Below are 24,322 nucleotides of genomic sequence, written 5' to 3' on the forward strand. Positions count from 1 at the left end.
AAAATTTTATCCATGATAAAAAAGCGGGATTACAGCAGTGTCTGTAACGCGGCTAGGAAAGGGGAACACCCGATCGTGCTGCTATCATCGAAATTTATGACAATACTCGCGTCGCCGATGTGAATGACGTTGACGGGACGATCATCCGACAGATACTGGAGTTTTCAGGAAAGTTGAGGGGATCATAATTTAATAATTTTAATAAATTAACGCCTGAGACAGACGTTAATCGATTGAATTAAATTAAATATTTATTTTTTAGCCGGACGTATTTTCATCGCGAGGCCTTTCAGAAAATTGCGCAGGATCTGATCGCCACATTCGCGATAGTTTTTGTGACCCGGCTTGCGGAAGATGGCGCCAATTTCGGATTGTCCTACCGCAAAATCGGCGCTTTTCAGCAGTTCAATAATATCGGTTGTTTTTAAATCGAAGGCCACGCGCAGCTTTTTCATGATGATATTGTTGGTCATCTTGCGCTCAATTGAAGGTACCGGCGCTTCTTCACTTTTTCCACGGCGTTCAAAAATCAGACCGTTAAGAAAATAACCCATAACGACATCCGGGCAAGGGCGGTAACCTGGCTCATCTTCTTTTTTCAGGAAGCTGTGCACTTCGGCTTCGGCTACTTCGCTCTCTGCCAGCGCCAGAATGCTCACCACTTTTGCATCGCTCAGATCCAGCATGTAACGCACGCTGCGCAGGACATCATTATTCGTCATAAACACTCTCTTAATTGAAACTATTGCAGTGAGCGCATTATAGAGCCAATTGAGCGGTTAAACAGGAAAAACCGCCGGTCTTCGCCGGCGAAATGCGTCAGGGATGGGTAAATGATGTCGGCAAGGGTGTTCCAGGACGTGAGGCATCCCGGACCCGGGGCAAATGATCGCAGGCGTGCTGCCGTGCGGAACGAATAAAGGCTTCCACGACCGGCTGACGTTGTTCTCCTTCACGTACCGCGGCGTAAAGCCTGCTCCACAGACCTTCACCGAGCGTTTTGGTGACGATCAGGCCCTGATGTTCAAAACTCTCCACCACCCAGTGTGGCAGGGCAGCAATGCCCATCTGTGCGGAAACCATCTGAATTAACAGCAGGGTGTTATCCACGCTTTTCAGCGCCGGGCTGACGCCCGCGGGCTGCAGGAAATGGCGCCAGATATCAAGACGCTGGCGCTGTACCGGATAAATGAGCAGCACTTCACTGGCCAGATCTTCCGGCGAAATATGGTCCACGCTGGCCAGAGGGTGGTCAGGGGCCACCACCAGTCGTACCTCGAAATCAAACATGGGTGAATAGAAGAGGCCGCTGCGCGGCAGAATATCAGAGGTCAGCACGATATCCAGTTCGCCCTGCTGAAGAGCGGGCTGCGGGTCAAACGTCACGCCGGATTTAAAGTCCATCACCACCTGCGGCCAGCTCTTACGGAAATTATTCAGCGCCGGAGTCAGCCACTGAATACAGCTGTGGCATTCAATAGCGATTCTCAACGTGGTCTGGTGCGGCTCATGGCAGGCCTGCAGCGCCTGCTGAATTTGTGGCAGCACCTGCTCGGCCAGCTGCAGCAGAATATCCCCCTGTGGCGTAAAGCGCAGCGGCTGGCTTTTCCGCACAAACAAACGGAAGCCCAGCCGCTGTTCCAGATCGCTGAACTGATGGGATAACGCCGACTGCGTTTGATGAAGCTGGGCGGCCGCGGCGGCCAGCGAACCTGAGTTTCGCAGAGCCTGCAGCGTTCGCAGGTGTTTAAGTTCGATCATGAGAGTCCTTCACATCGACGGTGAACATATTGCGCTTGTGGATAATACAGTACCTGCGGATTATAGCGGTGTAAACATCTGGACGTCCAAATGATAACACCTAAATAAACAGGATACGAATCATGACTATTCAGAACCATACTTTAGGATTTCCCCGCATCGGGCTGCGTCGCGAACTGAAAAAGGCACAGGAAAGCTACTGGGCTGGCAACAGTACGCAGGAAGAACTGCTGGCCACCGGCCGCGAACTGCGCGCCCGCCACTGGCAGCAGCAGAAAGATGCCGGGGTGGATCTGCTGCCGGTGGGCGACTTCGCCTGGTACGATCACGTACTGACGACCAGCCTGTTACTGGGCAACGTCCCTGCTCGCCATCAGAATAAAGACGGCTCTGTAGATCTTGATACCCTGTTCCGGCTTGGCCGGGGCCGCGCGCCGACCGGGGAGCCCGCGGCTGCGGCGGAAATGACCAAATGGTTTAATACCAACTATCACTACATGGTGCCGGAGTTTGTAAAAGGGCAGCAGTTCAAACTGACCTGGACCCAGCTGCTGGATGAAGTGGATGAAGCGCTGGCCCTGGGGCATAAAATCAAACCCGTGCTGCTGGGCCCGGTAACTTATCTGTGGCTGGGGAAGGTGAAGGGTGAGCCGTTCGACCGCCTGACGCTACTGAACGATATTCTGCCGGTGTATCAGCAGGTTCTCGCCGAGCTGGCGAAGCGGGATATTGAGTGGGTGCAGATTGATGAGCCCGCACTGGCTCTGGAGCTGACCCCTGAATGGCTGGCGGCATTTAAACCGGCGTATGACGCGTTGCAGGGACACACCAGGCTGCTGTTAACGACCTATTTTGACAGCATCAGCCAGAACCTGAAGACGATTACCGCGCTGCCGGTTCAGGGGCTGCACGTGGATCTGGTTCATGGAAAAGATGATATCAACGTACTGAATGACACATTACCGGCTAACTGGCTGCTGTCAGTTGGGGTCATTAACGGGCGTAACGTCTGGCGTGCCGATCTCAGCACCTGGTTTGAGCGCCTGCAACCGCTGAGGGCTAAACGCAGGCAGCTGTGGATTGGGTCATCCTGTTCGCTCCTGCACAGCCCCATCGATTTGAGCGTGGAAACCCGTCTGGATGAAGAAGTAAAAAGCTGGTTCGCTTTTGCGCTGCAGAAATGTACTGAGCTTTCGCTGTTGAGCCGCGCCCTGAACAACAACGACGCTGCCTCACTGCAGGCCTGGAGCGCCCCCGTCCAGGCTCGCAAAACATCAACCCGTGTGCACAACGCTGCAGTGGGGCAACGCCTGGCAGCGATCGCCGCCAAAGACAGCCAGCGTCAGAATGGCTATCAGGTTCGTGCCGAAGCCCAGCGCCAACGTTTTCAGCTGCCGGTATGGCCAACCACCACCATTGGTTCTTTCCCGCAGACTACCGAAATCCGCAGTCTGCGTCTGGACTTCAAGCAGGGACGCCTGGACGGTTCCCGTTATCGTACCGGCATCGCCGAACACATTAAGCAGGCAATCGTGGAACAGGAGCGTCTGGGCCTTGATGTACTGGTCCATGGTGAAGCCGAACGTAACGACATGGTGGAATACTTTGGCGAAAACCTCGACGGTTTTATCTTCACGCAAAACGGCTGGGTGCAGAGCTACGGCTCACGCTGTGTGAAGCCGCCGATCGTTATTGGTGACGTCAGCCGTCCGCAGGCGATCACGGTGGAGTGGGCGAAGTATGCCCAGTCGCTGACCGACAAGCCGGTAAAAGGCATGCTCACCGGCCCGGTAACTATCCTCTGCTGGTCATTCCCGCGTGAAGATGTCTCACGTGAAACCATTGCTAAGCAGATTGCACTGGCGCTGCGTGATGAAGTGGCGGATCTGGAAAAAGCGGGTATCGGTATTATTCAGATTGATGAGCCGGCCCTGCGTGAAGGTCTGCCGCTGCATAAGTCAGACTGGGCTGCCTATCTGGAATGGGCGGTGGATGCGTTTCGCCTGAATGCTGCCGTGGCGCGGGATGACACGCAGATCCACACTCATATGTGCTACTGCGAGTTCAATGACATTATGGATTCTATTGCGGCACTGGATGCGGATGTCATCACTATCGAAACCTCACGTTCCGATATGGAGCTGCTGGAGTCCTTTGAAGAGTTCGAATACCCCAATGAGATCGGCCCGGGCGTTTACGACATCCACTCGCCGAACGTACCGAGCGTTGAGTGGATGGAAGCTCTGCTGCTGAAAGCCGCGCAGCGTATTCCCTCCGAACGTCTGTGGGTCAATCCGGACTGCGGCCTGAAAACCCGCGGCTGGAGTGAAACCCGGCAGGCGCTGGAAAACATGGTAAAAGCGGCGCAGAACCTGCGTAAGGCAAAAGCGTAATTATCCGTTTGGTGTCATGGTGTTGTGTGCTGATGATTGGGGCGCTGCGCGCCCCGTTTTCTTAGGCTTTTGCCGCCACGCCATGCTGGGCAAACCACGCCAGCATGCGCTGCCAGCCGTCGGTAGCCGACTCTGCGTGATAGCTGGGTCGATAGTCGGCGTTGAACGCGTGACCGGCATCCGGATAGACGATAATCTCGGCATGAGCATTGGCCGCACGCAGCGCCTGGCGCATCGTCTCAACCGTATCTAACGGGATCCCATCATCTTTCGCACCGTAAAGGCCTAATACCGGAGCGTTCAGATCGACCGCAATGTCCACCGGCTGTTTTTGCTGCTTCATGGTTTTTTCACCGACCAGCTTGCCATACCATGCCACGGCGGCTTTCAGCTGAGGGTTGTGCGCGGCATAAAGCCAGGTAATGCGTCCGCCCCAGCAAAAACCGGTAATGGCCATATTGCGCATATCGCCGTCATGACGTGAGGCCCAGTTCGCCACGTGGTCAAGATCGGCCAGAACCTGACTGTCCGGCACTTTACTTACCAGTTCCTTTAATAATGTAGGGATATCGTTATAGTCTGCGGCATCACCCTGGCGGAAGTAGAGCTCGGGCGCGACGGCCAGATAGCCTTCACGAGCCAGGCGGCGGCAAACATCGCGAATATGTTCATGAACGCCGAAGATCTCCTGCACCACCAGTACGACGGGTAACGGCCCTGCCACATTGCGCGGCCTGGCGTGAAACGCGGGCATATTCTCTCCCTGAGTGGGGATCGAGGTTTCACCAGAAAGAATCTCTGCATCATCGGTAATAATAGTGGTGGCCGCGACAGGCTGGACTGCAGGTGCGAAGCTGTTATTGCTCAGTTTTTGAGTCGTGTTATCTTCGGTTTTCATTGTCCTCTCCATGCATGAACTAAGGCGATGGGCTAACTATAGCCAGGAAACGCTGGCACCCTCGCAGGGTACGGGCTATCTCTTTATCATCAGATAAACCCGATCTGCGGGATGGGTTGTAGCAAAAAAAGGCAACAGAACAATTATGTGTGATTTCGATCGCATTTTTTATTTTGTTTGATGTAAGTTTCATTTGGATAAGCGATTTTTATCACATAAAAGTGCGCCGCATTTGCTTACAGTAGCACTCAGTTAACTATCCCCCGTTTTTCGTGACAGGAGTTTGAAATGGCACAATCTGACGTTTTCCACCTTGGCTTAACGAAAGCCGATCTTCAGGGTGCCACGCTGGCGATCGTACCCGGCGACCCTGAGCGCGTGAAAAAAATTGCGGCTCTGATGGATAACCCGATCCATCTGGCTTCACACCGCGAATTCACCACCTGGCGCGCAGAACTCTCCGGCAAGCCGGTTATCGTTTGTTCGACCGGAATTGGTGGCCCGTCCACTTCGATTGCCGTGGAAGAGCTGGCGCAGCTAGGCGTTCGCACCTTCCTGCGCGTGGGAACCACCGGCGCGATTCAGCCCAATATCAACGTGGGCGATGTGCTGGTGACTACCGCTTCCGTGCGTCTTGACGGTGCCAGCTTGCATTTCGCTCCGCTGGAATACCCGGCCGTCGCTGATTTTGCCTGCACCACCGCGCTGGTTGCCGCCGCAGAAGCTGCCGGAGCCACAACGCATATCGGCGTAACGGCCTCGTCCGACACTTTCTACCCGGGCCAGGAGCGTTACGATACCTATTCCGGGCGCGTTGTCAGCCGTTTCCAGGGATCGATGAAAGAGTGGCAGCAGATGGGCGTGCTGAACTATGAAATGGAGTCGGCTACCCTGCTGACCATGTGTGCCAGCCAGGGGCTGCGCGCCGGCATGGTTGCCGGTGTGATCGTCAATCGGACCCAGCAGGAAATTCCGGACGCGGAAACCATGAAGCGTACCGAAAGCGACGCGGTGAAAATCGTCGTTGAGGCCGCTCGCCGCCTTCTGTAACCGTTAAAGAGTTGGGCTGCGGTCTCTGCCGCAGCCATGAAATTCCTGCAACAACACTCCCGCTTTTGCGAGCCGTTATCCCGTTCGGGTTTAAATCGGCCTGCAGCATTGAACATCTCGCTTTTTATCTGGACATTCATACAGTGTGCCTCTATTTTTCCCCTTAATGCGTTGATCAAAGGGGAAGCAGGGTGGATGCAACAATCAGTTACGTCGCAGGCATTGGCCTGGCAGGTATGCTGGCAGGGTGGTTATTTGCCTGGTTTCTTGGCCAGCAGCGGTTTGCCAAACAGGAAACCGAGCGACGTTTGCTGATGCAGGCTGCCGAGCAGAGCCAGGCTGAACGCCAGCGCCTGCAGCAGCAGCTGGACGAACAGGCTGGGGCGCAAAGGAAAAACGAGCAGGAGCTGCGTCAGCTGCACGGCAGCCTTGCCGCCGCGCAGGAAAAACTGCATCAGTTCGATCACTGGCGGGGTGAAGCCGAGCAGCTTACACGCGAGCTGCGCACGCAGCTTGAGGTTAACAGCGCGCAGGAAGCGGAACTGCGGGAGGTCACCATCCGCCTTGAGGAAACGCGTATGGCGGCGGAAGAAAAGCAGCGGCTGCTGGTGAACAGCGAACAGCGGCTCAACTCGCAGTTTGAAAACCTCGCCAATCGCATCTTTGAAAATAGCGGACGCCGCGTGGATGAGCAGAATCGTCAGAGCCTGCATGGCCTGATTACCCCACTGCGCGAACAGCTGGAAGGGTTTCGCCGTCAGGTGCAGGAAGGTTTTGGCCAGGAAGCACGCGAGCGCCATACGCTCTCCCATGAGATACGCAATCTGCAGCAGCTGAATGCCCGCATGGCACAGGAAGCCCTAAACCTGACTAAGGCGCTGAAGGGTGACAATAAAACGCAGGGTAACTGGGGGGAGGTCGTACTCAGCCGCGTGCTGGAGGCTTCCGGGCTGCGTGAAGGGCATGAATACGAAACGCAGGTCAACATCCAGCTGGAGCAGAATGGTCGCATGCAGCCGGACGTCATTGTGCGTCTGCCCCAGGGCAAAGATGTGGTGATTGACGCCAAAATGACGCTGGTGGCCTACGAACGATACTTCAACAGTGAAGATGATCTGCAGCGTGAAGCCGCTATCAGCGAGCATATCGCGGCGATCCGCGGTCATCTTCGCTTACTTAGCCGAAAAGATTATCAACAATTGCCCGGTTTACGCTCGCTGGATTATGTGTTGATGTTTATTCCGATTGAACCCGCTTTCCTGCTGGCAATCGATCGCCAGCCGGAATTGATTAGTGAGGCGCTGAACCAGAATATCATGCTGGTCAGTCCGACCACGCTGCTGGTTGCGCTGAGGACGATTAACAATCTTTGGCGTTATGAACATCAGAGCCGCCATGCCCAGCGCATCGCCGATCGTGCCGGGCGACTGTATGACAAAATGCGGCTGTTTGTTGATGATATGTCCAGCATTGGGCAGAACCTCGATAAGGCCCAGGAAAGTTACCGCCAGGCGATGAAAAAGCTGTCAGAAGGGCGCGGCAATCTGATTGCGCAAACTGAAGGGTTCCGTCAGATGGGGGTGGAGGTGAAACGCCCGATTAACCCTCTTCTGGCCGAGCAGGCGGTTTCAGAGGGAGGCGATGAACACGCAGAGCTGGACGACAATCAGGAACCGCAGCCTGATACCGGGAAGCCCGGGATTTCCGCCACCGGCGGTTAGCGCCAAATCAATGAATCAGCGAGCGGCATGTGCCTGGCCTGCCTGACTCTGGTACACTTGGCAAATATTTGATTGTAGAGCAGGCAAAACAAATGGCAGATGAATCAAAGGACACTACCCACTTCGGTTACCGCACGGTTGCGAAAAGCGACAAAGCCGACATGGTTGCTGATGTTTTCCACTCCGTTGCGGCCAAATACGATCTGATGAATGACCTGATGTCATTCGGTATTCACCGCATCTGGAAGCGTTTTACCATTGACAGCAGCGGCGTGCGCCGCGGGCAGCGCGTGCTGGATTTAGCCGGTGGTACGGGCGATCTGACGGCGAAGTTCTCTCGTCTGGTTGGCGAAACTGGCGAAGTCGTGCTGGCGGATATCAACAGCTCAATGCTGAAGGTCGGCCGCGAAAAGCTGCGCAACAAAGGCATTATCGGTAATGTGAATTATGTTCAGGCCAACGCGGAAGCTCTGCCGTTCCCTGACAACTATTTTGACTGTATTACCATCGCTTTTGGCCTGCGTAACGTGACGGAAAAAGAGAAGGCGCTGGCTTCAATGTTTCGCGTCCTCAAGCCGGGCGGACGTCTGCTGATCCTCGAGTTTTCAAAGCCGGTGCTGGAACCCCTGAGCAAAGCTTACGATGCGTACTCCTTCCACATTCTGCCACGCATCGGTGAAATGGTGGCGAAAGATGCCGGAAGCTATCGTTATCTGGCAGAGTCCATCCGCATGCATCCGGACCAGGAAACGCTTAAGCAGATGATGATGGATGTTGGCTTTGAAAACACCACGTATCACAATCTCACGGGCGGCATCGTTGCCTTGCACCGCGGATTTAAGTTCTGATCGGGAAAGCGAATGACTTTAACGCCGTTGTTAACTGCCAGTCTGGAGACCGCGCTTAACCAGATTTTGTATCGCGATCGTGGCCTGAAAGCGGCGCGTCAACGCCTGAGTGGTAAGAGCCTGGCGATAGTGCTGGCTGAACTGAAGCAGCCAGTCACCTTTATCTTTAGCGATCGTCAGGTAGATGTCATCGGCGACTGGGCTGATAAGCCCGATTGTACGGTGAAAACGCGCCTGTCCACGCTGCCGAAGCTTCGCGATCGCCAACAGCTGACTGCGTTGATCCGCAGCGGAGAGTTGGAAGTCGAAGGCGATCTCCAACTGGTTCAGCAGTTTTCTGCACTCATGGACCTGGCGGAGCTCGATCCGGCAGAGTACCTCGCCCCGTGGATTGGCGATATCGCCGCACAGGGGATTTCGCAGTTTGCCCGCAGTGGTTTTCAAGCCGTTCGCCGCGATGTGCAGCGAAAACAAAGCTATCTGGCGCAAACGCTAACCGAAGAGTGGCGAGTTGCCCCGGGTAGACTGGAACTGGCATGGTTTTCTGAAGAAGTTGATGCGCTGTCGGCTTCTCTTGAAGCGCTGGAAGCACGCCTTAGCAAACGGGAGGCTAAATGAGTTTCGGAGAATTACGCCGCCTGTATCTGATTATTCGCGTGTTCCTCACCTATGGTTTGGATGAACTGATCCCCCAGATACGCATTACCCTGCCGCTACGGTTATGGCGAAAATGCCTGTTTTGGATCCCGAATCGTCACAAGAATTTGCCGCTGGGTGAACGTCTTCGTCTGGCGCTGGAGCAGCTTGGTCCGGTATGGATTAAGTTCGGACAGATGATGTCCACCCGGCGCGATCTGTTCCCCCGGCAGATTGCCGATCAGCTGGCGATGCTGCAGGATCGCGTTGCACCCTTTGACGGCGCTAAAGCGCTGAAACTGATCGAGCAATCGTTAGGTGCGCCAATTTCGAGTCAGTTTGATGATTTTGATATTACGCCACTGGCCTCCGCGTCTATTGCTCAGGTGCATACGGCAACGCTGAAAGAGAATGGGAAAGCCATTGTCATTAAGGTGATTCGGCCCGATATCCTGCCGGTGATTAAAGCGGATATGAAGCTGATTAACCGCATGGCGCGCTGGGTTCCCCGTCTGTTGCCCGATGGTCGCCGTTTACGTCCGCAGGAAGTGGTGGCTGACTATGAAAAAACGCTGCTTGATGAGTTAAATTTGCTGCGTGAAGCGGCCAACGCCATCCAGCTGCGCCGCAACTTTGATGGCAGCAATATGCTGTATATCCCTGAGATTTATTCGGATTACTGCAGTGAAACGATGCTGGTCATGGAGCGTATTTACGGCATTCCGATTTCAGATGTTGAATCGCTTGAGCAGCACGGCGTCAACATGAAGCTGCTGGCCGAACGTGGCGTTCAGGTGTTCTTTACCCAGGTATTCCGCGACAGCTTTTTCCATGCGGACATGCATCCGGGCAACATTTTTGTCAGCTATGAGCATCCTGAGGATCCCCAGTATATCGGCATCGACTGCGGTATCGTGGGGTCGCTTAACAAGGAAGATAAGCGTTATCTGGCGGAAAACTTTATCGCCTTCTTCAACCGTGACTACCGAAAAGTTGCAGAACTGCACGTGGATTCGGGCTGGGTTCCGCCTGATACCAATGTTGAAGATTTCGAGTTTGCTATCCGCACGGTCTGTGAGCCTATTTTTGAGAAACCTCTTGCGGAAATCTCATTTGGCCATGTGCTGATGAATCTGTTTAATACCGCACGCCGTTTCAATATGGAAGTGCAGCCTCAGCTGGTATTACTGCAGAAAACGCTGCTGTATGTTGAAGGCGTTGGCAGGCAGCTTTATCCACAGCTGGATCTGTGGAAAACGGCGAAACCGTTCCTGGAAGACTGGATTAAAGATCAAATCGGCATCCCTGCGATTGTGCGCGCGTTGAAAGAAAAAGCGCCATTCTGGGCAGAAAAACTGCCGGAGCTGCCGGAGCTGTTTTACGATAGTCTTCGCCAGCATAAGCATTTGCAGCACAGCGTCGACCGTCTGGTCAGTGAACTCAAGGATGAGAAGGCGAAACAGCATCAGTCGCGCTATTTGTTTGGCGTTGGTGCCACTCTGCTGCTGAGTGGTACTGCTATTCTGCTCTTCAGGCCTGACTGGGACCTGCTTTCAGCCGGATTGGTTGCGGGCGGCATCGTCGCCTGGCTTCTTGGCTGGCGCAGAACAAAATGATTGTCATGAATGGTAAATAGGCAGTTTATTGCGTCGGGGCGTAAGTTTGCGCATCGTCAGCAGGAGATAAGCTGTTATATACTGCATGACCGGTTTCAATTATTGATATTTCAGAGGTAACCATGGGCATTACTCTTCCACATTTATTGATCATCGCCGTGCTGGTGGTCCTGCTGTTCGGTACGAAAAAGCTGCGTTCACTGGGTTCCGATCTCGGTTCATCCATTAAAGGCTTTAAAAAAGCCATGAGTGATGAAGACGATAAAGCGAAATCCACAACGCATACTGAAGACGCTGACTTTAGCGCCAAACTGGCTAATCAGCAGCAGCATAGCGATGTGAAGAAAGAAGACGTTAAAAACGACAAGGTATAAACCGTGTTCGACATAGGCTTTAGTGAACTGGTACTGGTTTTCGTTATTGGTCTGGTCGTATTGGGACCGCAGCGTTTACCCGTAGCGGTGAAAACCGTTGTTGGCTGGATCCGGGCATTACGTTCGCTGGCGACCAGCGTACAGAATGAGCTGGCGCAGGAGCTGAAGCTGCAGGAATTGCAGGATGGCCTGAAGAAAATTGAAAAGGCCAGCATGGACAGCCTTTCACCTGAGCTGAAGGCCTCAGTCGAGGAACTTAAGCAGACGGCAGAGTCGTTCAAGCGTTCCTATCTTGGCGATAACGAGAAGGCTGCGGATGAAGAAGCGCACACCATTCATAATCCGCTGGTGAAAAACGAGCCTTCTCATGACGGCGCGACGCCATCGCAAGCCGATCATCAGGCGTCTGCGCCTGCGCAGGCTCCTGAATCTGCTGAACCTGAACCGTCTGCGGCCGTGGCTGCTGAACCCAGGGCTTCAGAGATCGAGAATGTGGTTTCCCTGAAGAAACCGGTGACTCCCGTTGCTTCTCCCGTAGCCCCAAACTCCACTCAACCGAGCGATGAACGATAAAAATGGCAGTTGAAGATACCCAGCCCCTTATCAGTCATCTGATTGAATTACGTAAGCGCCTGTTAAACTGCATTATTGCCGTTCTGGTGATTTTCCTCTGTCTGATCTATTTCTCTAATGACATTTATCAGATGGTTGCTGCTCCGCTGATCGAGAAGATGCCGTCAGGCGCCAGTATGATTGCGACCGATGTGGCTTCGCCATTTCTGACGCCAATTAAACTGACCGTGATCGTGTCCATTTTCCTCGCCGTGCCGGTTATTCTTTATCAGATCTGGGCGTTTGTTGCCCCAGCTCTGTATCGGCACGAGCGTCGTCTGGTCATGCCGCTGCTGTTTTCCAGTTCATTCCTATTCTACCTGGGAATGGCTTTCGCCTATTTTATCGTCTTCCCATTGGCGTTTGGCTTCTTCGCAAAAACCGCGCCGCAGGGCGTACAGATTGCAACAGATATCAATAACTACCTCGACTTTGTCATGACGCTGTTTATGGCGTTTGGCGTGTCATTTGAAGTGCCGATTGCAATCATACTGCTCTGCTGGACTGGGGTGACCACCCCGGAAGATTTGAAAGCCAAACGTCCATATGTACTGGTAGGCGCGTTTGTGGTGGGAATGTTACTGACACCGCCGGATATTTTCTCCCAGACGCTGTTAGCCGTTCCGATGTACTGCCTGTTTGAAGTGGGCGTGCTGGTTTCTCGTTTCTACGTCGGGCAAAAACGTGGCGACGATGAAGAAGAGCAGGATACTGAATCGCAGTAAGCCTCTGCTACCGGCTGCTCAGGCAGGACAAACACGTTATTCTAACCGCCCGTCAGGGCGGTTACTGTTTGGAAGAGACTATGTTTGATATTGGTGTAAACCTGACCAGCACGCAGTTCGCAAAAGACCGTCAGCAGGTGGTGAAACGCGCGCGTGAAGCCGGCGTTAACGGTATTTTGATCACCGGAACCAATGCGCTGGAGAGCCAACAGGCACAGAGCCTTGCGCTGCAGCATCCTGACTATTGTTGGTCAACGGCGGGTGTGCATCCTCATCATGCCAGTGAATGGTCAGGCGAAACGGAAACGACCCTGCGCAGGCTGGCAGAAATGCCGCAGGTTGTTGCGATTGGTGAGTGCGGCCTGGATTTTAATCGTAACTTTTCTGAGCCGGAGCAGCAGGCCTATGCCTTTAATGCCCAGCTGGAGCTGGCCGCCGATCTGTCATTGCCGGTATTTCTTCACTGCCGGGAAGCCCACAGCCGCTTTATCTCAATTCTTCAGCCCTGGTTACCGAAGTTGCCTGCGGCGGTTCTGCACTGCTTCACCGGCAACCGTCAGGAGCTTGAGGATTGCCTTGCGCTGGGGTTATCTATCGGTATCACGGGCTGGGTGTGCGACGAGCGAAGAGGCCTGGAACTGCGTGAGCTGATGCCGTTAATTCCGGCCGATCGGCTGCTGCTTGAAACTGATGCCCCCTGGCTGCTGCCAAGAGATATGCGCCCACGCCCCGCGTCACGCCGTAATGAACCCTGCTTCCTGCCGCATATCGTAGAACAGGTCGCCCTGTTGCGCGGTGATGATGCCGCTATGCTGGCAGAGAAGACGGCCGAGAATGCACGCCGGATGTTTCGGCTATAAACGCGCGGGATGCTGCAAAAAAGCGCTGACCGTCGGATGTCGATCGGCGCTTAACGGGTGAACGGCTACAGTTTCTCGAACTGACCGTTGCCTACGCTGCGGATCACCTGTTTGTTCAGCAGGTTAAGCAGCAGAATTGAGCGTGTCTCGCCATCGGGTTCGGTGTAGATAGCCTGCAACCCTTCAAATGCCCCTTCGGTAATAATCACCGTATCTCCCGGCTGTGCCAGCCCCTCGTCAAAACCGGTCAGGACCGGTTCGTTCTGCAATGCACTGATAACGGTCTGCGGCACGATCGCGGGCTGATTACCAAAGCGAACAAAGTGACTGACGCCCCGGGTGGCGCTGATGGTCGTGGTATGAATCGCCTCAGGATTGAACTCGATAAACATATAGTTGGGGAAGAGCGGTTCGTTGACCTGAGTTCGTTTGCCGCGCACGATTTTCTCCAGCGCAATCATTGGGCTGAAGCAATGCACGTCCTGGCGCTCAAGGTGCTCTTTCGCGCGCAGTAACTGACCTCGTTTACAGTAAAGTAGATACCAGGATTCCATAACGTCACTTTTAAATTATCCGACCGATAAGAATACCAAAGTCATCTGCAGAGATATAGAGAGATTGGCGGTGGGTTTACACCGGTGACGTAAAGTTGCCAACAAAACTAACCCTCAGCGCCGGATCGGCACTATAATGGCCGACTCACTGACCGTATTGATGGAAAGTCATGAAATACCACGACTTACGCGACTTCCTTTCTCTGCTTGAACAGCGTGGAGAATTAAAACGCATCAAACATGAGATCGATCCCGATCTGGAAATGACCGAAATTGCCGATCGTACCCTGCGTGCAGGCGGCCCTGCGTTGCTGTTCGAAAACCCGAAGGGATACAGTATGCCCGTACTGTGCAACCTGTTTGGTACGCCGGACCGTGTTGCCATGGGGATGGGTCAGGAAGATGTGAAAGCACTGCGGGATGTTGGCCGCCTGCTGGCATTTCTGAAGGAGCCGGAGCCTCCGCGGGGCTTCCGCGACTTCTTCGATAAAATGCCGCAGTGGAAGCAGGTGCTGAACATGCCGACCAAACGGCTGCGTAATGCCCCGTGCCAGCAGCAGATTTGGCAGGGGGACGAGGTGGATTTAAGCCGGATCCCGGTCATGAAGTGCTGGCCGGATGATGCCGCTCCGCTGGTGACCTGGGGACTGACGGTTACGCGTGGTCCGCTGAAAGAGCGACAGAATCTCGGCATTTATCGCCAGCAGGTTATTGGCAAGAACAAGCTGATTATGCGCTGGCTCTCCCATCGCGGTGGCGCACTGGATTTTCAGGAGTGGTGCCAGCAGCATCCCGGCGAACGCTTCCCCGTATCCGTGGCGCTTGGCGCCGACCCGGCGACCATTCTGGGTGCCGTGACTCCGGTGCCGGATACGCTGTCGGAATATGCCTTTGCCGGCCTGCTGCGCGGCACGAAAACCGAAGTCGTTAAGTGCATTTCAAACGATCTGGAGGTGCCTGCCAGTGCTGAAATCGTACTTGAAGGGTATATCGAGCCGGGTGAGATGGCGCCGGAAGGGCCTTACGGCGATCACACCGGCTACTATAATGAAGTGGATAGCTTCCCGGTTTTCACCATTACCCACATAACCCAGCGGCAGGATGCGATTTATCATTCTACTTATACCGGACGGCCGCCGGATGAGCCCGCGGTGCTGGGCGTGGCGCTGAATGAAGTCTTTGTGCCGATTCTGCAAAAGCAGTTCCCGGAAATCGTCGACTTCTATTTGCCGCCGGAAGGCTGCTCCTACCGCCTGGCCGTGGTGACCATTAAAAAACAGTACGCCGGGCACGCTAAACGCGTAATGATGGGCGTGTGGTCATTCCTGCGGCAGTTCATGTACACCAAATTTGTTATTGTGTGCGATGACGATGTTAACGCGCGCGACTGGAACGACGTAATCTGGGCGATCACTACACGTATGGATCCCGCCCGTGATACCGTACTGGTAGAAAACACGCCGATCGATTACCTTGATTTCGCTTCACCGGTTTCCGGGCTGGGATCCAAAATGGGTCTTGATGCCACGAATAAATGGCCTGGTGAAACGCAGCGTGAATGGGGAACGCCGATCCGCAAAGATCCTGCCGTTACCGCCCGCATTGATGCAATTTGGGATGAGTTAGGCATCTTGAGTGATACACCGGCGCGTTGATGCACCGGTGGTCAAATGATAATGACGACCCGACAGAGGGACCGCATGACAACCTTAAGCTGTAAAGTGACCTCGGTAGAGGCGATTACCGATACTGTGTACCGCGTTCGAATGATCCCGGAAGCTGATTTCAGTTTCCGCGCAGGACAATATTTGATGGTGGTCATGGACGAGCGTGATAAGCGTCCGTTCTCTCTGGCTTCTACGCCGATGGAGAAAGACATCATTGAACTTCATATCGGTGCATCTGAGCTGAATCTCTACGCCATGGCGGTGATGGAACGTATCCAGCAGCAGCGTCAGATTACCGTTGATATTCCGCACGGAGATGCATGGCTGCGTGAAGAGGGCGATCGTCCTCTGGTGCTGATTGCCGGAGGAACCGGTTTCTCCTACGCGCGATCGATTCTTCTGACGGCGCTATCGCAGCAGCCCGATCGCCATATCGCCATTTACTGGGGCGGGCGTGAGCTGAAGCACCTCTACGATCTCGATGAGCTGAACGCCCTGGCGATTAAGCATCCGAACCTGAAGGTTGTACCGGTTGTTGAGCAGGCGGAAGAGGGCTTTACCGGCCGTACGGGTACGGTACTGACCGCCGTGATGCAGGATTACGGTAGCCTGGCCGATCACGACATTTATATTGCTGGCCGCTTTGAGATGGCGAAGATTGCCCGTGAACGTTTCTGCGCTGAGCGTGGCGCTCAGGAAGCGCGCATGTTTGGCGACGCGTTTGCTTTCTTCTGAGGTAAGAGGGCAGCGAACCTGCCCTGTTCATCACCAGCATGAAAAAACCCGCCCCTGACAGGCGGGAAATTAAACAGTAAAACTGCCAGTCTAACGTATCAGACTCTTTCAAATACCGTTGCGATCCCCTGGCCCAGCCCGATACACATGGTCGCCAGGCCAAACTGCTTATCGTGCCGCTCCATCAGATTCAGCAGGGTTGTGCTGATCCTTGCCCCCGAGCAGCCAAGCGGGTGACCCAGCGCTATGGCTCCGCCGTTAAGATTCACCTTGTCATCCAGCTTATCCAGCAGCCCCAGATCTTTAATGCACGGCAGCGTTTGCGCGGCAAAGGCTTCATTCAGCTCAAAGATATCAATGTCGTCGATGCTCAGTCCGGCACGTTTCAATGCCAGCTGTGAGGCCGGGACCGGGCCATAGCCCATGATTGAGGGATCGCAGCCGACCACGGCCATGGAACGGATACGCGCTCGCGGTTTCAACCCCAGTTCCGCACTGCGCGACTCGCTCATCACCAGCATCGCGGCCGCGCCGTCGGACAGCGCGGAGCTGCTGCCTGCGGTGACGGTACCGTTTATCGGGTCGAATGCCGGGCGAAGAGCGGCCAGACTTTCTGCCGTGGTATCCGGACGGATGACCTCATCGAATTCGTAGCGTTTCAGGATGCCATCGGCATCGTGGCCGGAGACGGCGACAATCTCATTATTGAAATGCCCGGCCTGAGTCGCGGCCCAGGCTCGCTGATGGGAGCGTGCAGCAAACCGATCCTGCATTTCACGGCCAATTCCGTGCAGGCGAGCCAGCATTTCAGCCGTCAGGCCCATCATACCGGCGGCTTTGGCCACGCTTCGGCCCAGCCCCGGATGGAAATCTACGCCGTGGCTCATGGGCACATGGCCCATATGCTCCACGCCGCCAATCAGGCAGGATGAGGCATCCCCAACCATAATGGCCCGTGCCGCATCGTGCAAAGCCTGCATGGATGACCCGCAGAGACGATTTACGGTGGTTGCCGGCACGCGGTGCGGGATTTCCGCCAGAAGCGCTGCATTGCGGGCGATATTGAACCCCTGTTCCAGCGTTTGCTGCACGCAGCCCCAGTAAATATCATCCAGGGAACCGGCATCCAGTGCCGGATTGCGGCTTAACAGACTGCGCATCAGATGTGCAGAGAGATCCTCTGCGCGCACGTGGCGAAAGGCTCCACCTTTTGAGCGGCCCATTGGCGTGCGGATGGCATCAACAATAACAACTTTTTCCATTTTCTTTTCCTCACGCCGTTTTCAGCGTTGCATCATTCAGCGGGGCTGCCAGGGGATACCACGTTTCCGCACTATTGGCCTTATCACGCAGTGTTTCCGGGATCTCATACAGCGCGCCCAGCGTAGTAAAGGCTTCAGCCTGGGCGACAAAACGATCGCTGCCCAGCGTATCAAGGTAGCGGAAAACACCGCCGTGGAACGGTGGGAAGCCCAGCCCGTAGACCAGGGCCATATCGGCCTCTGCAGGGGAGGCGATAATGCCTTCCTCCAGGCAGCGCACTACTTCGTTGATCATCGGGATCATCATACGGGCGACGATCTCGCTATCACTGAACGCCCTTTTCGGCTGGCAGACTTCCTGCAGAAGGCCATCGGTCGCGGTATCGCTGACTTTTTTTGCTTTGCCCCTGCTGTCCGTTTCCCAGCGCCAGAAGCCAAGCTGATTTTTCTGTCCGAAACGTCCGGCCTCAAACAGGGCATCAATCGCATCGCGATAGCTTTTACTCATGCGCTGTGGGAAACCTGCCGCCATGACGCTTTGCGCATGGTGAGCGGTATCAATGCCCACGACGTCCAGCAGCCATGATGGTCCCATCGGCCAGCCAAACTGCTTTTCCATCACTTTATCGATCTGACGGAAATCAGCCCCGTCGCGTAGCAGCAGACTGAATCCGGCGAAATAGGGGAAGAGCACGCGGTTAACGAAGAACCCCGGGCAGTCATTGACCACGATGGGGGTTTTCCCCATTTTACTGGCCCACGCCACCACGCTGGCAATCGTGCCGTCGGCGGTTTGTTCACCGCGAATAACCTCGACCAGCGGCATACGCGGTACCGGGTTAAAGAAGTGCATACCACAGAAGTTTTCCGGCCGCGTCAGCGACTTCGCCAGCTGGCTGATGGGAATGGTTGAGGTATTGGATGCCAGTATGGCGTCCGGGCGAATTTGTGCTTCTGTTTCAGCCAGCACGGCCGCTTTAATTTTGGGATTTTCAACAACCGCCTCAACGACGATATCAACGCGATCGAAACCCGCATAATGCAGCGTCGGCTGGATGGTGCCGATAACGCTGGCCAGCTTCAGACCATCAATTTTTCCGCGCGCCAGCTGTCTGTTCAGCAGCTTCGCGGCTTCATTCATTCCGGTATGCAAAGATTTCTCGCTGATATCCTTCATGATAACGGGTACGCCTTTCCATGCAGACTGGTAAGCAATCCCGCCCCCCATAATCCCGGCACCCAGCACGGCGGCCTGCTTTGGCGTATCGGTATCACGGGTCAGTTTTTTTGCTTTGGCTTTTATCGCCTGATCGTTGAGGAAAATACCCACGAGGGCGCGTGCTTCACTGGAGCGCGCCAGCGGTACAAACGCCGCCGTTTCCAGCTTCAATGCTTCGTCGCGGCCCAGTGTGGCAGCGGCTTCAATGGTTTTGACCGCCGTAATCGGTGCGGGATAGTGCTTACCGGCAGTTTGCATCACCATCGCTTTGGCCGTGGTAAAGCACATGGCGGCTTCAATTTTACTCAGCTTCAGGGGGGCAAGTTTCGCCTGGCGACGCTCACGCCACGGCTGTTTATTGGCGATAGCTTCCTTCAATACCGCCAGCGAGGCGGCAGCCAGTTTCTCTTCCGTAACGACCGCATCAACCAGGCCCACTTTGAGCGCCTGACCCGCGTCGATATCTTTTCCGGCGGCGATGATTTCCAGCGCACTGTCGGCGCCCAAAAGGCGCGGCAGGCGGACCGAGCCGCCAAACCCCGGCATAATCCCTAATTTTGTCTCCGGCAGACCGATGCGTGTATTTTCTGTCGCGATGCGGAAATCTGTCGCCAGCACGCACTCACAGCCGCCGCCCAGCGCGTAGCCACTGATGGCGGAGACGGTTGGGACCGGTAAATCTTCCAGTCGATTAAAAATACCGTTGGCAAAAGCCAGCCATTCCGCCAGCTGCTCCGCCGGTGCGGTAAACAGCGAGAGAAATTCTGTAATATCGGCCCCAACGATAAAGGCGGGTTTTGCAGAGCTGAGCAGTACGCCATGCAGCTCCGGCAGCTGCTCCAGCACTGCAATCGCCTCTCCCAGACTGGCCACGGTCCGGGTATCCAGTTTATTGACTGAGCCTGGGGCATTGAAAACCAGTTCGGCTATGCCATCTTCCAGCCAGTCGAGGGAAAGCGTTTCGCCTTGGTAGAGCATGTCTGTCTCCTGAGCTACGATAAAGGGATCTGGTCATACCAGATGATGGTGAGTGTGGAAGCGATGTTAATTATTTGCAAACGAGAGTTTGCCAATTTGCAAACAAGATCACAGCTGAGGCAAAACGGCACGGCCAGGCAGGCTATGATAAGATGCGGACAATTTGAACATCACGGAGGCAAGGAAATGGAATCACTGGTAACGCTTTATCAGGAGCATCTAAAAACGCTGCAGCAGCGTGCGCAGCAGGTACTGGCGCGCCATAATCTTGATGCAATGTTGATTCATTCTGGGGAACTGCTGACGGTGTTCCTCGACGATCACAGCTATCCGTTCAAGGTTAATCCTCAGTTTAAAGCCTGGGTGCCGGTGACGCAGGTTCCCAACTGCTGGTTATGGATTGATGGCGTCAGTAAGCCGAAACTGTGGTTCTACTCACCGGTGGACTACTGGCATAACGTAGAGCCGCTGCCACAGAGCTTCTGGACCAGTGAGATCGATATTATTGCTCTTAAAAATGCTGATGACATCGCGCAGCTGCTGCCAGCCGAACGCCAACATGCCGCGTATATTGGACCGGCTACCGCGCGTGCGGCGCAGCTGGGTTTCAGCGCAGACTCGATTAACCCAGCCGGCGTGCTTAATTATCTGCACTACCACCGGTCCCATAAGACCAGCTACGAGCTTTACTGCATGCGGCAGGCGCAGAAGATTGCGGTCAGCGGTCATCGTGCGGCGAAAGAAGCCTTCCTGTCCGGCATGAGCGAGTTCGACATTAATATCGCCTATCTTAGCGCGACGGGGCACCGGGATACGGATGTTCCCTATGACAATATCATTGCCCTCAATGAGCATGCCGCGGTGCTGCACTACACCAAACTGGCGCATCAGGTACCGGAACACCGGCGCAGTTTTCTGATCGACGCCGGCGCCGAATATCAGGGCTATGCGGCCGATCTGACCCGCACCTATGCCGCGAGTGAAAGCAGCGAGTATGCGCAGCTGGTTAAAGATATGAATGCGGAAGAGCTGGCGCTTATCGCCACGATGAAAGCCGGCGTGCGCTACACCGAATATCATCAGCAGATGCATTTCCGCCTTGCCGGCCTGTTGCTTAAACATCAGCTGGTGAAAGGGATCAGCGCCGAAGCCATGGTGAAAGAAGATATCACCGGACCCTTTATGCCACACGGGGTCGGCCACCCGCTGGGATTACAGGTGCACGACGTCGCCGGATTTATGCAGGATGACCGCGGCACCCACCAGGCGGCACCTGCACAGTATCCTTATCTTCGCTGTACGCGCATTCTGGAGCCGGGCATGGTACTCACTATTGAACCGGGGATTTATTTCATCGACTCCTTGCTGGAACCCTGGCGCAGCGGTAAGTTCAGCCAGCACTTCGACTGGGGTAAGATTGACGCGCTGAAACCCTATGGCGGTATTCGTATTGAGGATAACGTCGTGATTCATGCGAACCGGGTAGAAAATATGACCCGCGATCTGCATCTTTCCTGATGGATGCATGGGAAATCCCGGCTGAGTCTTGCAGCTACAGCGAGGAAATTAAAAAAAGCCGTTTTATCACTCTGTTGGCGCATACGGACGGAGTAGAAGCGGCCCGGGCTTTCGTCCAGCAGATCAAGCAGGAGCATCCCGGCGCCCGGCATCACTGCTGGGCATGGGTGGCCGGTGCGCCGGATGATTCGCAGAAGCTGGGATTTTCCGATGATGGCGAACCCTCTGGCACCGCCGGAAAGCCGATGCTGGCTCAGCTGATGGGTAACAATATTGGTGAGATTACCGCCGTCGTAGTGCGCTATTATGGCGGCATCCAGCTGGGAACGGGGGGACTGGTCAAGGCGTACGGCGGTGGGGTACAGCAGGCGTTGCGGCTGTTAACTCGCAAGATTAAAGTCCCCATGCTGAATTTCCTGCTGGTCTGCGACTATGCGCAGCTGGGGGATATTGAACGTCTGATTGCTCGCTTTGATGGTCAGCTGCTGAATAGCGAGTTTCTGCAAAACATTACGCTTACTCTGGCGTTACCTCATGCTCAGGTTGCTGGTTTTTCACAGAATCTGTCGGACTTCAGCCGGGGCCTGCTGCAGCTGACCCCGCTTAAATAACATGTATGTAAGGAAAGGAACGGCAGAATGCATTTTCGTGCCATTACCCGCATAGTGGGTGTACTGGTCATTTTGTTCTCAGGCACGATGATTGTGCCCGGGCTGGTGGCTTTAATTTACCGTGACGGGGCCGGGCGTGCATTTACCCAGACGTTCTTTATGGCTCTGATGATCGGTACCCTGCTGTGGTGGCCAAACCGCCGGCAAAAAAGTGAGCTTAAACCGCGAGAAGGATTTCTGATCGTGGTGCTGTTCTGGACTGTGCTGGGCAGTGTGGGGGCCATGCCCTTTATTTTTGCCGAGCGGCCCAACCTTTCAGTAACCGATGCTTTCTTTGAATCCTTCTCCGGACTGACAACAACGGGCGCAACGACGCTGGTGGGTCTGGACTCATTGCCCAAGGCCATCCTGTTTTATCGACAGATGCTGCAGTGGCTCGGCGGTATGGGGATCATTGTCCTGGCCGTGGCCATTTTGCCTATTCTTGGCGTCGGTGGAATGCAGCTGTATCGCGCAGAGATGCCCGGCCCACTAAAAGATAACAAAATGCGCCCGCGTATTGCGGAGACGGCGAAAACGCTGTGGCTGATCTACGTGCTGCTTACCGTTGCCTGTGCCGTCTCGTTATGGGTTGCCGGCATGCCGCTGTTTGATGCGATAGGCCACAGCTTTGCCACTATCGCAATTGGCGGATTTTCTACCCACGATGCCAGCGTTGGCTATTTTAACAGCCCTACGATTAACACGATTATTGCCATCTTCCTGCTGATCTCAGGCTGTAACTACGGTCTGCATTTCTCGCTACTGAGCGGACGCAGTCTGCGGGTCTACTGGCGCGATCCTGAGTTTCGCATGTTTATTGGCGTGCAGTTAACGCTCGTCATTATTTGCACGATCGTTCTGTGGTTCCATGGTGTTTATAAAAGCGGCATGCAGACGTTGAATCAGGCATTCTTCCAGGTCGTCTCGATGGCAACAACCGCCGGCTTTACGACAGACAGTATTGCCCACTGGCCGCTATTCCTGCCCGTACTGCTACTGTGCTCTGCGTTTATTGGCGGCTGTGCCGGTTCAACAGGGGGGGGATTGAAGGTGATCCGTATCCTGCTGCTGTTTAAACAGGGGTCACGTGAACTGAAGCGGTTGGTGCATCCGAATGCGGTCTATACCATTAAACTGGGTAACCGTGCGCTGCCGGAGCGTATCCTGGAAGCCGTCTGGGGATTTTTCTCAGCCTACGCGCTGGTATTTATCCTCAGTATGCTGGCGATCATCGCAACCGGGGTTGATGACTTCTCTGCCTTTGCTGCGGTCACCGCCACGTTGAATAACCTTGGCCCGGGGCTGGGGGTTGTGGCTGATAATTTCACTTCCATGAATGATACCGCCAAGTGGATCCTGATTTTGACGATGCTGTTTGGGCGTCTTGAAGTCTTTACGTTATTAGTTCTTTTTACGCCGACCTTCTGGCGTGAGTAAGTGAGAGTGTAATCATGAAAGCGCTAGTTCTGTTTTCCAGCCGTGATGGCCAGACCCGAGAGATCGCCTCTTATATAGCAAACCTACTGAATAAGGAGAGTGAGTGCGATGTCTTCAATATTCATCATGTGGGTGAGATTGACTGGTCCCTGTATGACAGGGTGCTGATTGGGGCTTCTATCCGCTATGGTCATTTCCACCCTCAGGTGGCGAAGTTTGTGAAAAAACACCTTCATTCACTGCAACAGCGGCAGAGTGGGTTTTTCTCAGTAAATCTGACTGCTCGAAAGGCAGAAAAGCGTACGCCGCAAACCAACGCGTACACACGCAAGTTCCTTATACAATCCCCATGGGAACCGGACTGCTGTGCGGTGTTTGCAGGCGCGCTGCGCTATCCACGCTATGGGGTGTTCGATCGCATCATGATTCAGTTGATTATGCGTATGACGGGCGGTGAAACGGATTCGAGTAAAGAGGTAGAGTACACAGACTGGCAGCAGGTGGCCCGTTTCGCCCATGAATTTGCTGCATTACCAGGCAAATTGCAGTAAAAAAACGCGGTTCGTTGAAAAAAAGCGCGCTCGGTAATTTTTTTGCAATAAACACTTGTCAGTCGTCGAGAACTCCCTATAATGCGCAACCACTGAGACGGCACAATGACTGACAGGTCAGCCACTCAGAGGTTCAGGAAGTTGTCTGAACCGCCGGAAAAAACTTCTCAAAAAGAAGTTGACTCCGAAGGAGGAAAGCGTAATATACGCCACCTCGCAGCAGGAAGCCTCGGCACTGACTGCACTGCTCTTTA

The 24,322-nt window shown here is 54.6% G+C and carries 22 protein-coding genes; 16 read left to right on the plus strand and 6 right to left on the minus strand.

Translation table 11 applies throughout. The features are described from left to right. Positions 1-251: 251 nt before the first annotated feature. A complete protein-coding gene (locus tag PGH32_RS23980; RefSeq protein ID WP_314426660.1) occupies positions 252-722 on the minus strand; it encodes a DUF1456 family protein in 471 nt (156 codons plus the stop codon). Between the two features lie 97 nt (positions 723-819). Continuing rightward, positions 820-1,761, minus strand: a complete 942-nt coding sequence (gene metR, locus PGH32_RS23985; RefSeq protein WP_337895372.1) for an HTH-type transcriptional regulator MetR — start codon at positions 1,759-1,761, stop codon at positions 820-822. 122 nt (positions 1,762-1,883) lie between these two features. Here metR and metE point away from each other — a divergent pair, with 122 nt between their 5' ends. Continuing rightward, positions 1,884-4,154 carry a 5-methyltetrahydropteroyltriglutamate--homocysteine S-methyltransferase gene (gene metE, locus PGH32_RS23990; RefSeq protein ID WP_337895373.1) on the plus strand — a complete coding sequence of 757 codons (2,271 nt, stop codon included), beginning with the start codon at positions 1,884-1,886 and terminating at the stop codon, positions 4,152-4,154. A gap of 61 nt (positions 4,155-4,215) precedes the next feature. On the opposite strand, the gene PGH32_RS23995 is transcribed toward metE, so the two are convergent. After that, a complete protein-coding gene (locus PGH32_RS23995) occupies positions 4,216-5,052 on the minus strand; it encodes a dienelactone hydrolase family protein (protein ID WP_314426653.1) in 837 nt (278 codons plus the stop codon). Positions 5,053-5,340: 288 nt separating this feature from the next. On the opposite strand from PGH32_RS23995, the gene udp reads away from it, so the two are divergent. The 9 genes from udp to tatD all read left to right on the plus strand — a co-directional run bounded on the left by udp (position 5,341) and on the right by tatD (position 13,494). Next, on the plus strand, positions 5,341-6,102 hold the full coding sequence (gene udp / locus PGH32_RS24000; protein WP_314426650.1) for a uridine phosphorylase: 762 nt from the start codon (positions 5,341-5,343) through the stop codon (positions 6,100-6,102). A gap of 191 nt (positions 6,103-6,293) precedes the next feature. Then, positions 6,294-7,823, plus strand: a complete 1,530-nt coding sequence (gene rmuC / locus PGH32_RS24005; protein ID WP_337895374.1) for a DNA recombination protein RmuC — start codon at positions 6,294-6,296, stop codon at positions 7,821-7,823. A 92-nt stretch (positions 7,824-7,915) separates the two neighbouring features. Further along, positions 7,916-8,671: a bifunctional demethylmenaquinone methyltransferase/2-methoxy-6-polyprenyl-1,4-benzoquinol methylase UbiE gene (gene ubiE, locus PGH32_RS24010; protein WP_314426644.1), complete on the plus strand. Its 756-nt coding sequence runs from the start codon at positions 7,916-7,918 to the stop codon at positions 8,669-8,671. A 12-nt stretch (positions 8,672-8,683) separates the two neighbouring features. Next, positions 8,684-9,289 carry a ubiquinone biosynthesis protein UbiJ gene (ubiJ, locus tag PGH32_RS24015; protein ID WP_337895375.1) on the plus strand — a complete coding sequence of 202 codons (606 nt, stop codon included), beginning with the start codon at positions 8,684-8,686 and terminating at the stop codon, positions 9,287-9,289. Then, a complete protein-coding gene (ubiB, locus tag PGH32_RS24020) occupies positions 9,286-10,923 on the plus strand; it encodes a ubiquinone biosynthesis regulatory protein kinase UbiB (protein ID WP_337895376.1) in 1,638 nt (545 codons plus the stop codon). The genes ubiJ and ubiB overlap by 4 nt, the downstream gene beginning before the upstream one ends. 122 nt (positions 10,924-11,045) lie before the next feature. Further along, on the plus strand, positions 11,046-11,297 hold the full coding sequence (tatA, locus tag PGH32_RS24025) for a twin-arginine translocase TatA/TatE family subunit (RefSeq protein WP_314426636.1): 252 nt from the start codon (positions 11,046-11,048) through the stop codon (positions 11,295-11,297). A 3-nt stretch (positions 11,298-11,300) separates the two neighbouring features. Beyond that, positions 11,301-11,870 carry a Sec-independent protein translocase protein TatB gene (gene tatB, locus PGH32_RS24030; protein ID WP_337895377.1) on the plus strand — a complete coding sequence of 190 codons (570 nt, stop codon included), beginning with the start codon at positions 11,301-11,303 and terminating at the stop codon, positions 11,868-11,870. 2 nt (positions 11,871-11,872) lie between these two features. After that, positions 11,873-12,634: a Sec-independent protein translocase subunit TatC gene (tatC, locus tag PGH32_RS24035; RefSeq protein WP_123337879.1), complete on the plus strand. Its 762-nt coding sequence runs from the start codon at positions 11,873-11,875 to the stop codon at positions 12,632-12,634. Between the two features lie 80 nt (positions 12,635-12,714). Continuing rightward, positions 12,715-13,494: a 3'-5' ssDNA/RNA exonuclease TatD gene (tatD, locus tag PGH32_RS24040; RefSeq protein WP_337895378.1), complete on the plus strand. Its 780-nt coding sequence runs from the start codon at positions 12,715-12,717 to the stop codon at positions 13,492-13,494. Between the two features lie 65 nt (positions 13,495-13,559). Here tatD and rfaH read toward each other — a convergent pair whose 3' ends face one another. Continuing rightward, the gene (rfaH, locus tag PGH32_RS24045; protein ID WP_314426627.1) at positions 13,560-14,048 is read right to left on the minus strand and encodes a transcription/translation regulatory transformer protein RfaH; all 489 of its coding nucleotides are present in this window, start codon (positions 14,046-14,048) and stop codon (positions 13,560-13,562) included. A 170-nt stretch (positions 14,049-14,218) separates the two neighbouring features. Between rfaH and ubiD the strand changes: the two genes are divergently transcribed. After that, on the plus strand, positions 14,219-15,703 hold the full coding sequence (gene ubiD / locus PGH32_RS24050) for a 4-hydroxy-3-polyprenylbenzoate decarboxylase (RefSeq protein ID WP_105595180.1): 1,485 nt from the start codon (positions 14,219-14,221) through the stop codon (positions 15,701-15,703). Between the two features lie 45 nt (positions 15,704-15,748). After that, the gene (gene fre, locus PGH32_RS24055) at positions 15,749-16,450 is read left to right on the plus strand and encodes an NAD(P)H-flavin reductase (RefSeq protein WP_314426624.1); all 702 of its coding nucleotides are present in this window, start codon (positions 15,749-15,751) and stop codon (positions 16,448-16,450) included. Positions 16,451-16,548: 98 nt separating this feature from the next. On the opposite strand, the gene fadA is transcribed toward fre, so the two are convergent. Together fadA and fadB are read right to left on the minus strand one after the other, a co-directional pair. Then, complete coding sequence (gene fadA, locus PGH32_RS24060; protein WP_314426622.1) at positions 16,549-17,712, minus strand: acetyl-CoA C-acyltransferase FadA; 1,164 nt, start codon at positions 17,710-17,712, stop codon at positions 16,549-16,551. A 10-nt stretch (positions 17,713-17,722) separates the two neighbouring features. Then, entirely contained in the window at positions 17,723-19,909 is a 2,187-nt protein-coding gene (gene fadB / locus PGH32_RS24065) for a fatty acid oxidation complex subunit alpha FadB (protein WP_337895379.1), read from the minus strand. Positions 19,910-20,095: 186 nt separating this feature from the next. Here fadB and pepQ point away from each other — a divergent pair, with 186 nt between their 5' ends. From pepQ to hemG, 4 genes are read left to right on the plus strand one after another with little or no spacing between them, the layout of a single operon-like run. Next, positions 20,096-21,427 (plus strand): Xaa-Pro dipeptidase, encoded by a 1,332-nt coding sequence (gene pepQ, locus PGH32_RS24070; protein ID WP_337895380.1) that lies wholly within the window; start codon positions 20,096-20,098, stop codon positions 21,425-21,427. Further along, on the plus strand, positions 21,427-22,038 hold the full coding sequence (locus tag PGH32_RS24075) for an IMPACT family protein (RefSeq protein ID WP_337895381.1): 612 nt from the start codon (positions 21,427-21,429) through the stop codon (positions 22,036-22,038). Before pepQ ends, PGH32_RS24075 begins: the two co-directional genes overlap by 1 nt. A gap of 27 nt (positions 22,039-22,065) precedes the next feature. After that, positions 22,066-23,517, plus strand: coding sequence for a Trk system potassium transporter TrkH (gene trkH / locus PGH32_RS24080; RefSeq protein WP_314426613.1), 1,452 nt, complete (start codon positions 22,066-22,068; stop codon positions 23,515-23,517). A gap of 14 nt (positions 23,518-23,531) precedes the next feature. Next, positions 23,532-24,068, plus strand: coding sequence for a menaquinone-dependent protoporphyrinogen IX dehydrogenase (hemG, locus tag PGH32_RS24085; protein WP_337895382.1), 537 nt, complete (start codon positions 23,532-23,534; stop codon positions 24,066-24,068). Positions 24,069-24,322: the final 254 nt, after the last annotated feature.

Origin of the sequence: Erwinia sp. SLM-02 (genome assembly GCF_037450285.1) — a bacterium.
Taxonomy (GTDB): domain Bacteria; phylum Pseudomonadota; class Gammaproteobacteria; order Enterobacterales; family Enterobacteriaceae; genus Erwinia.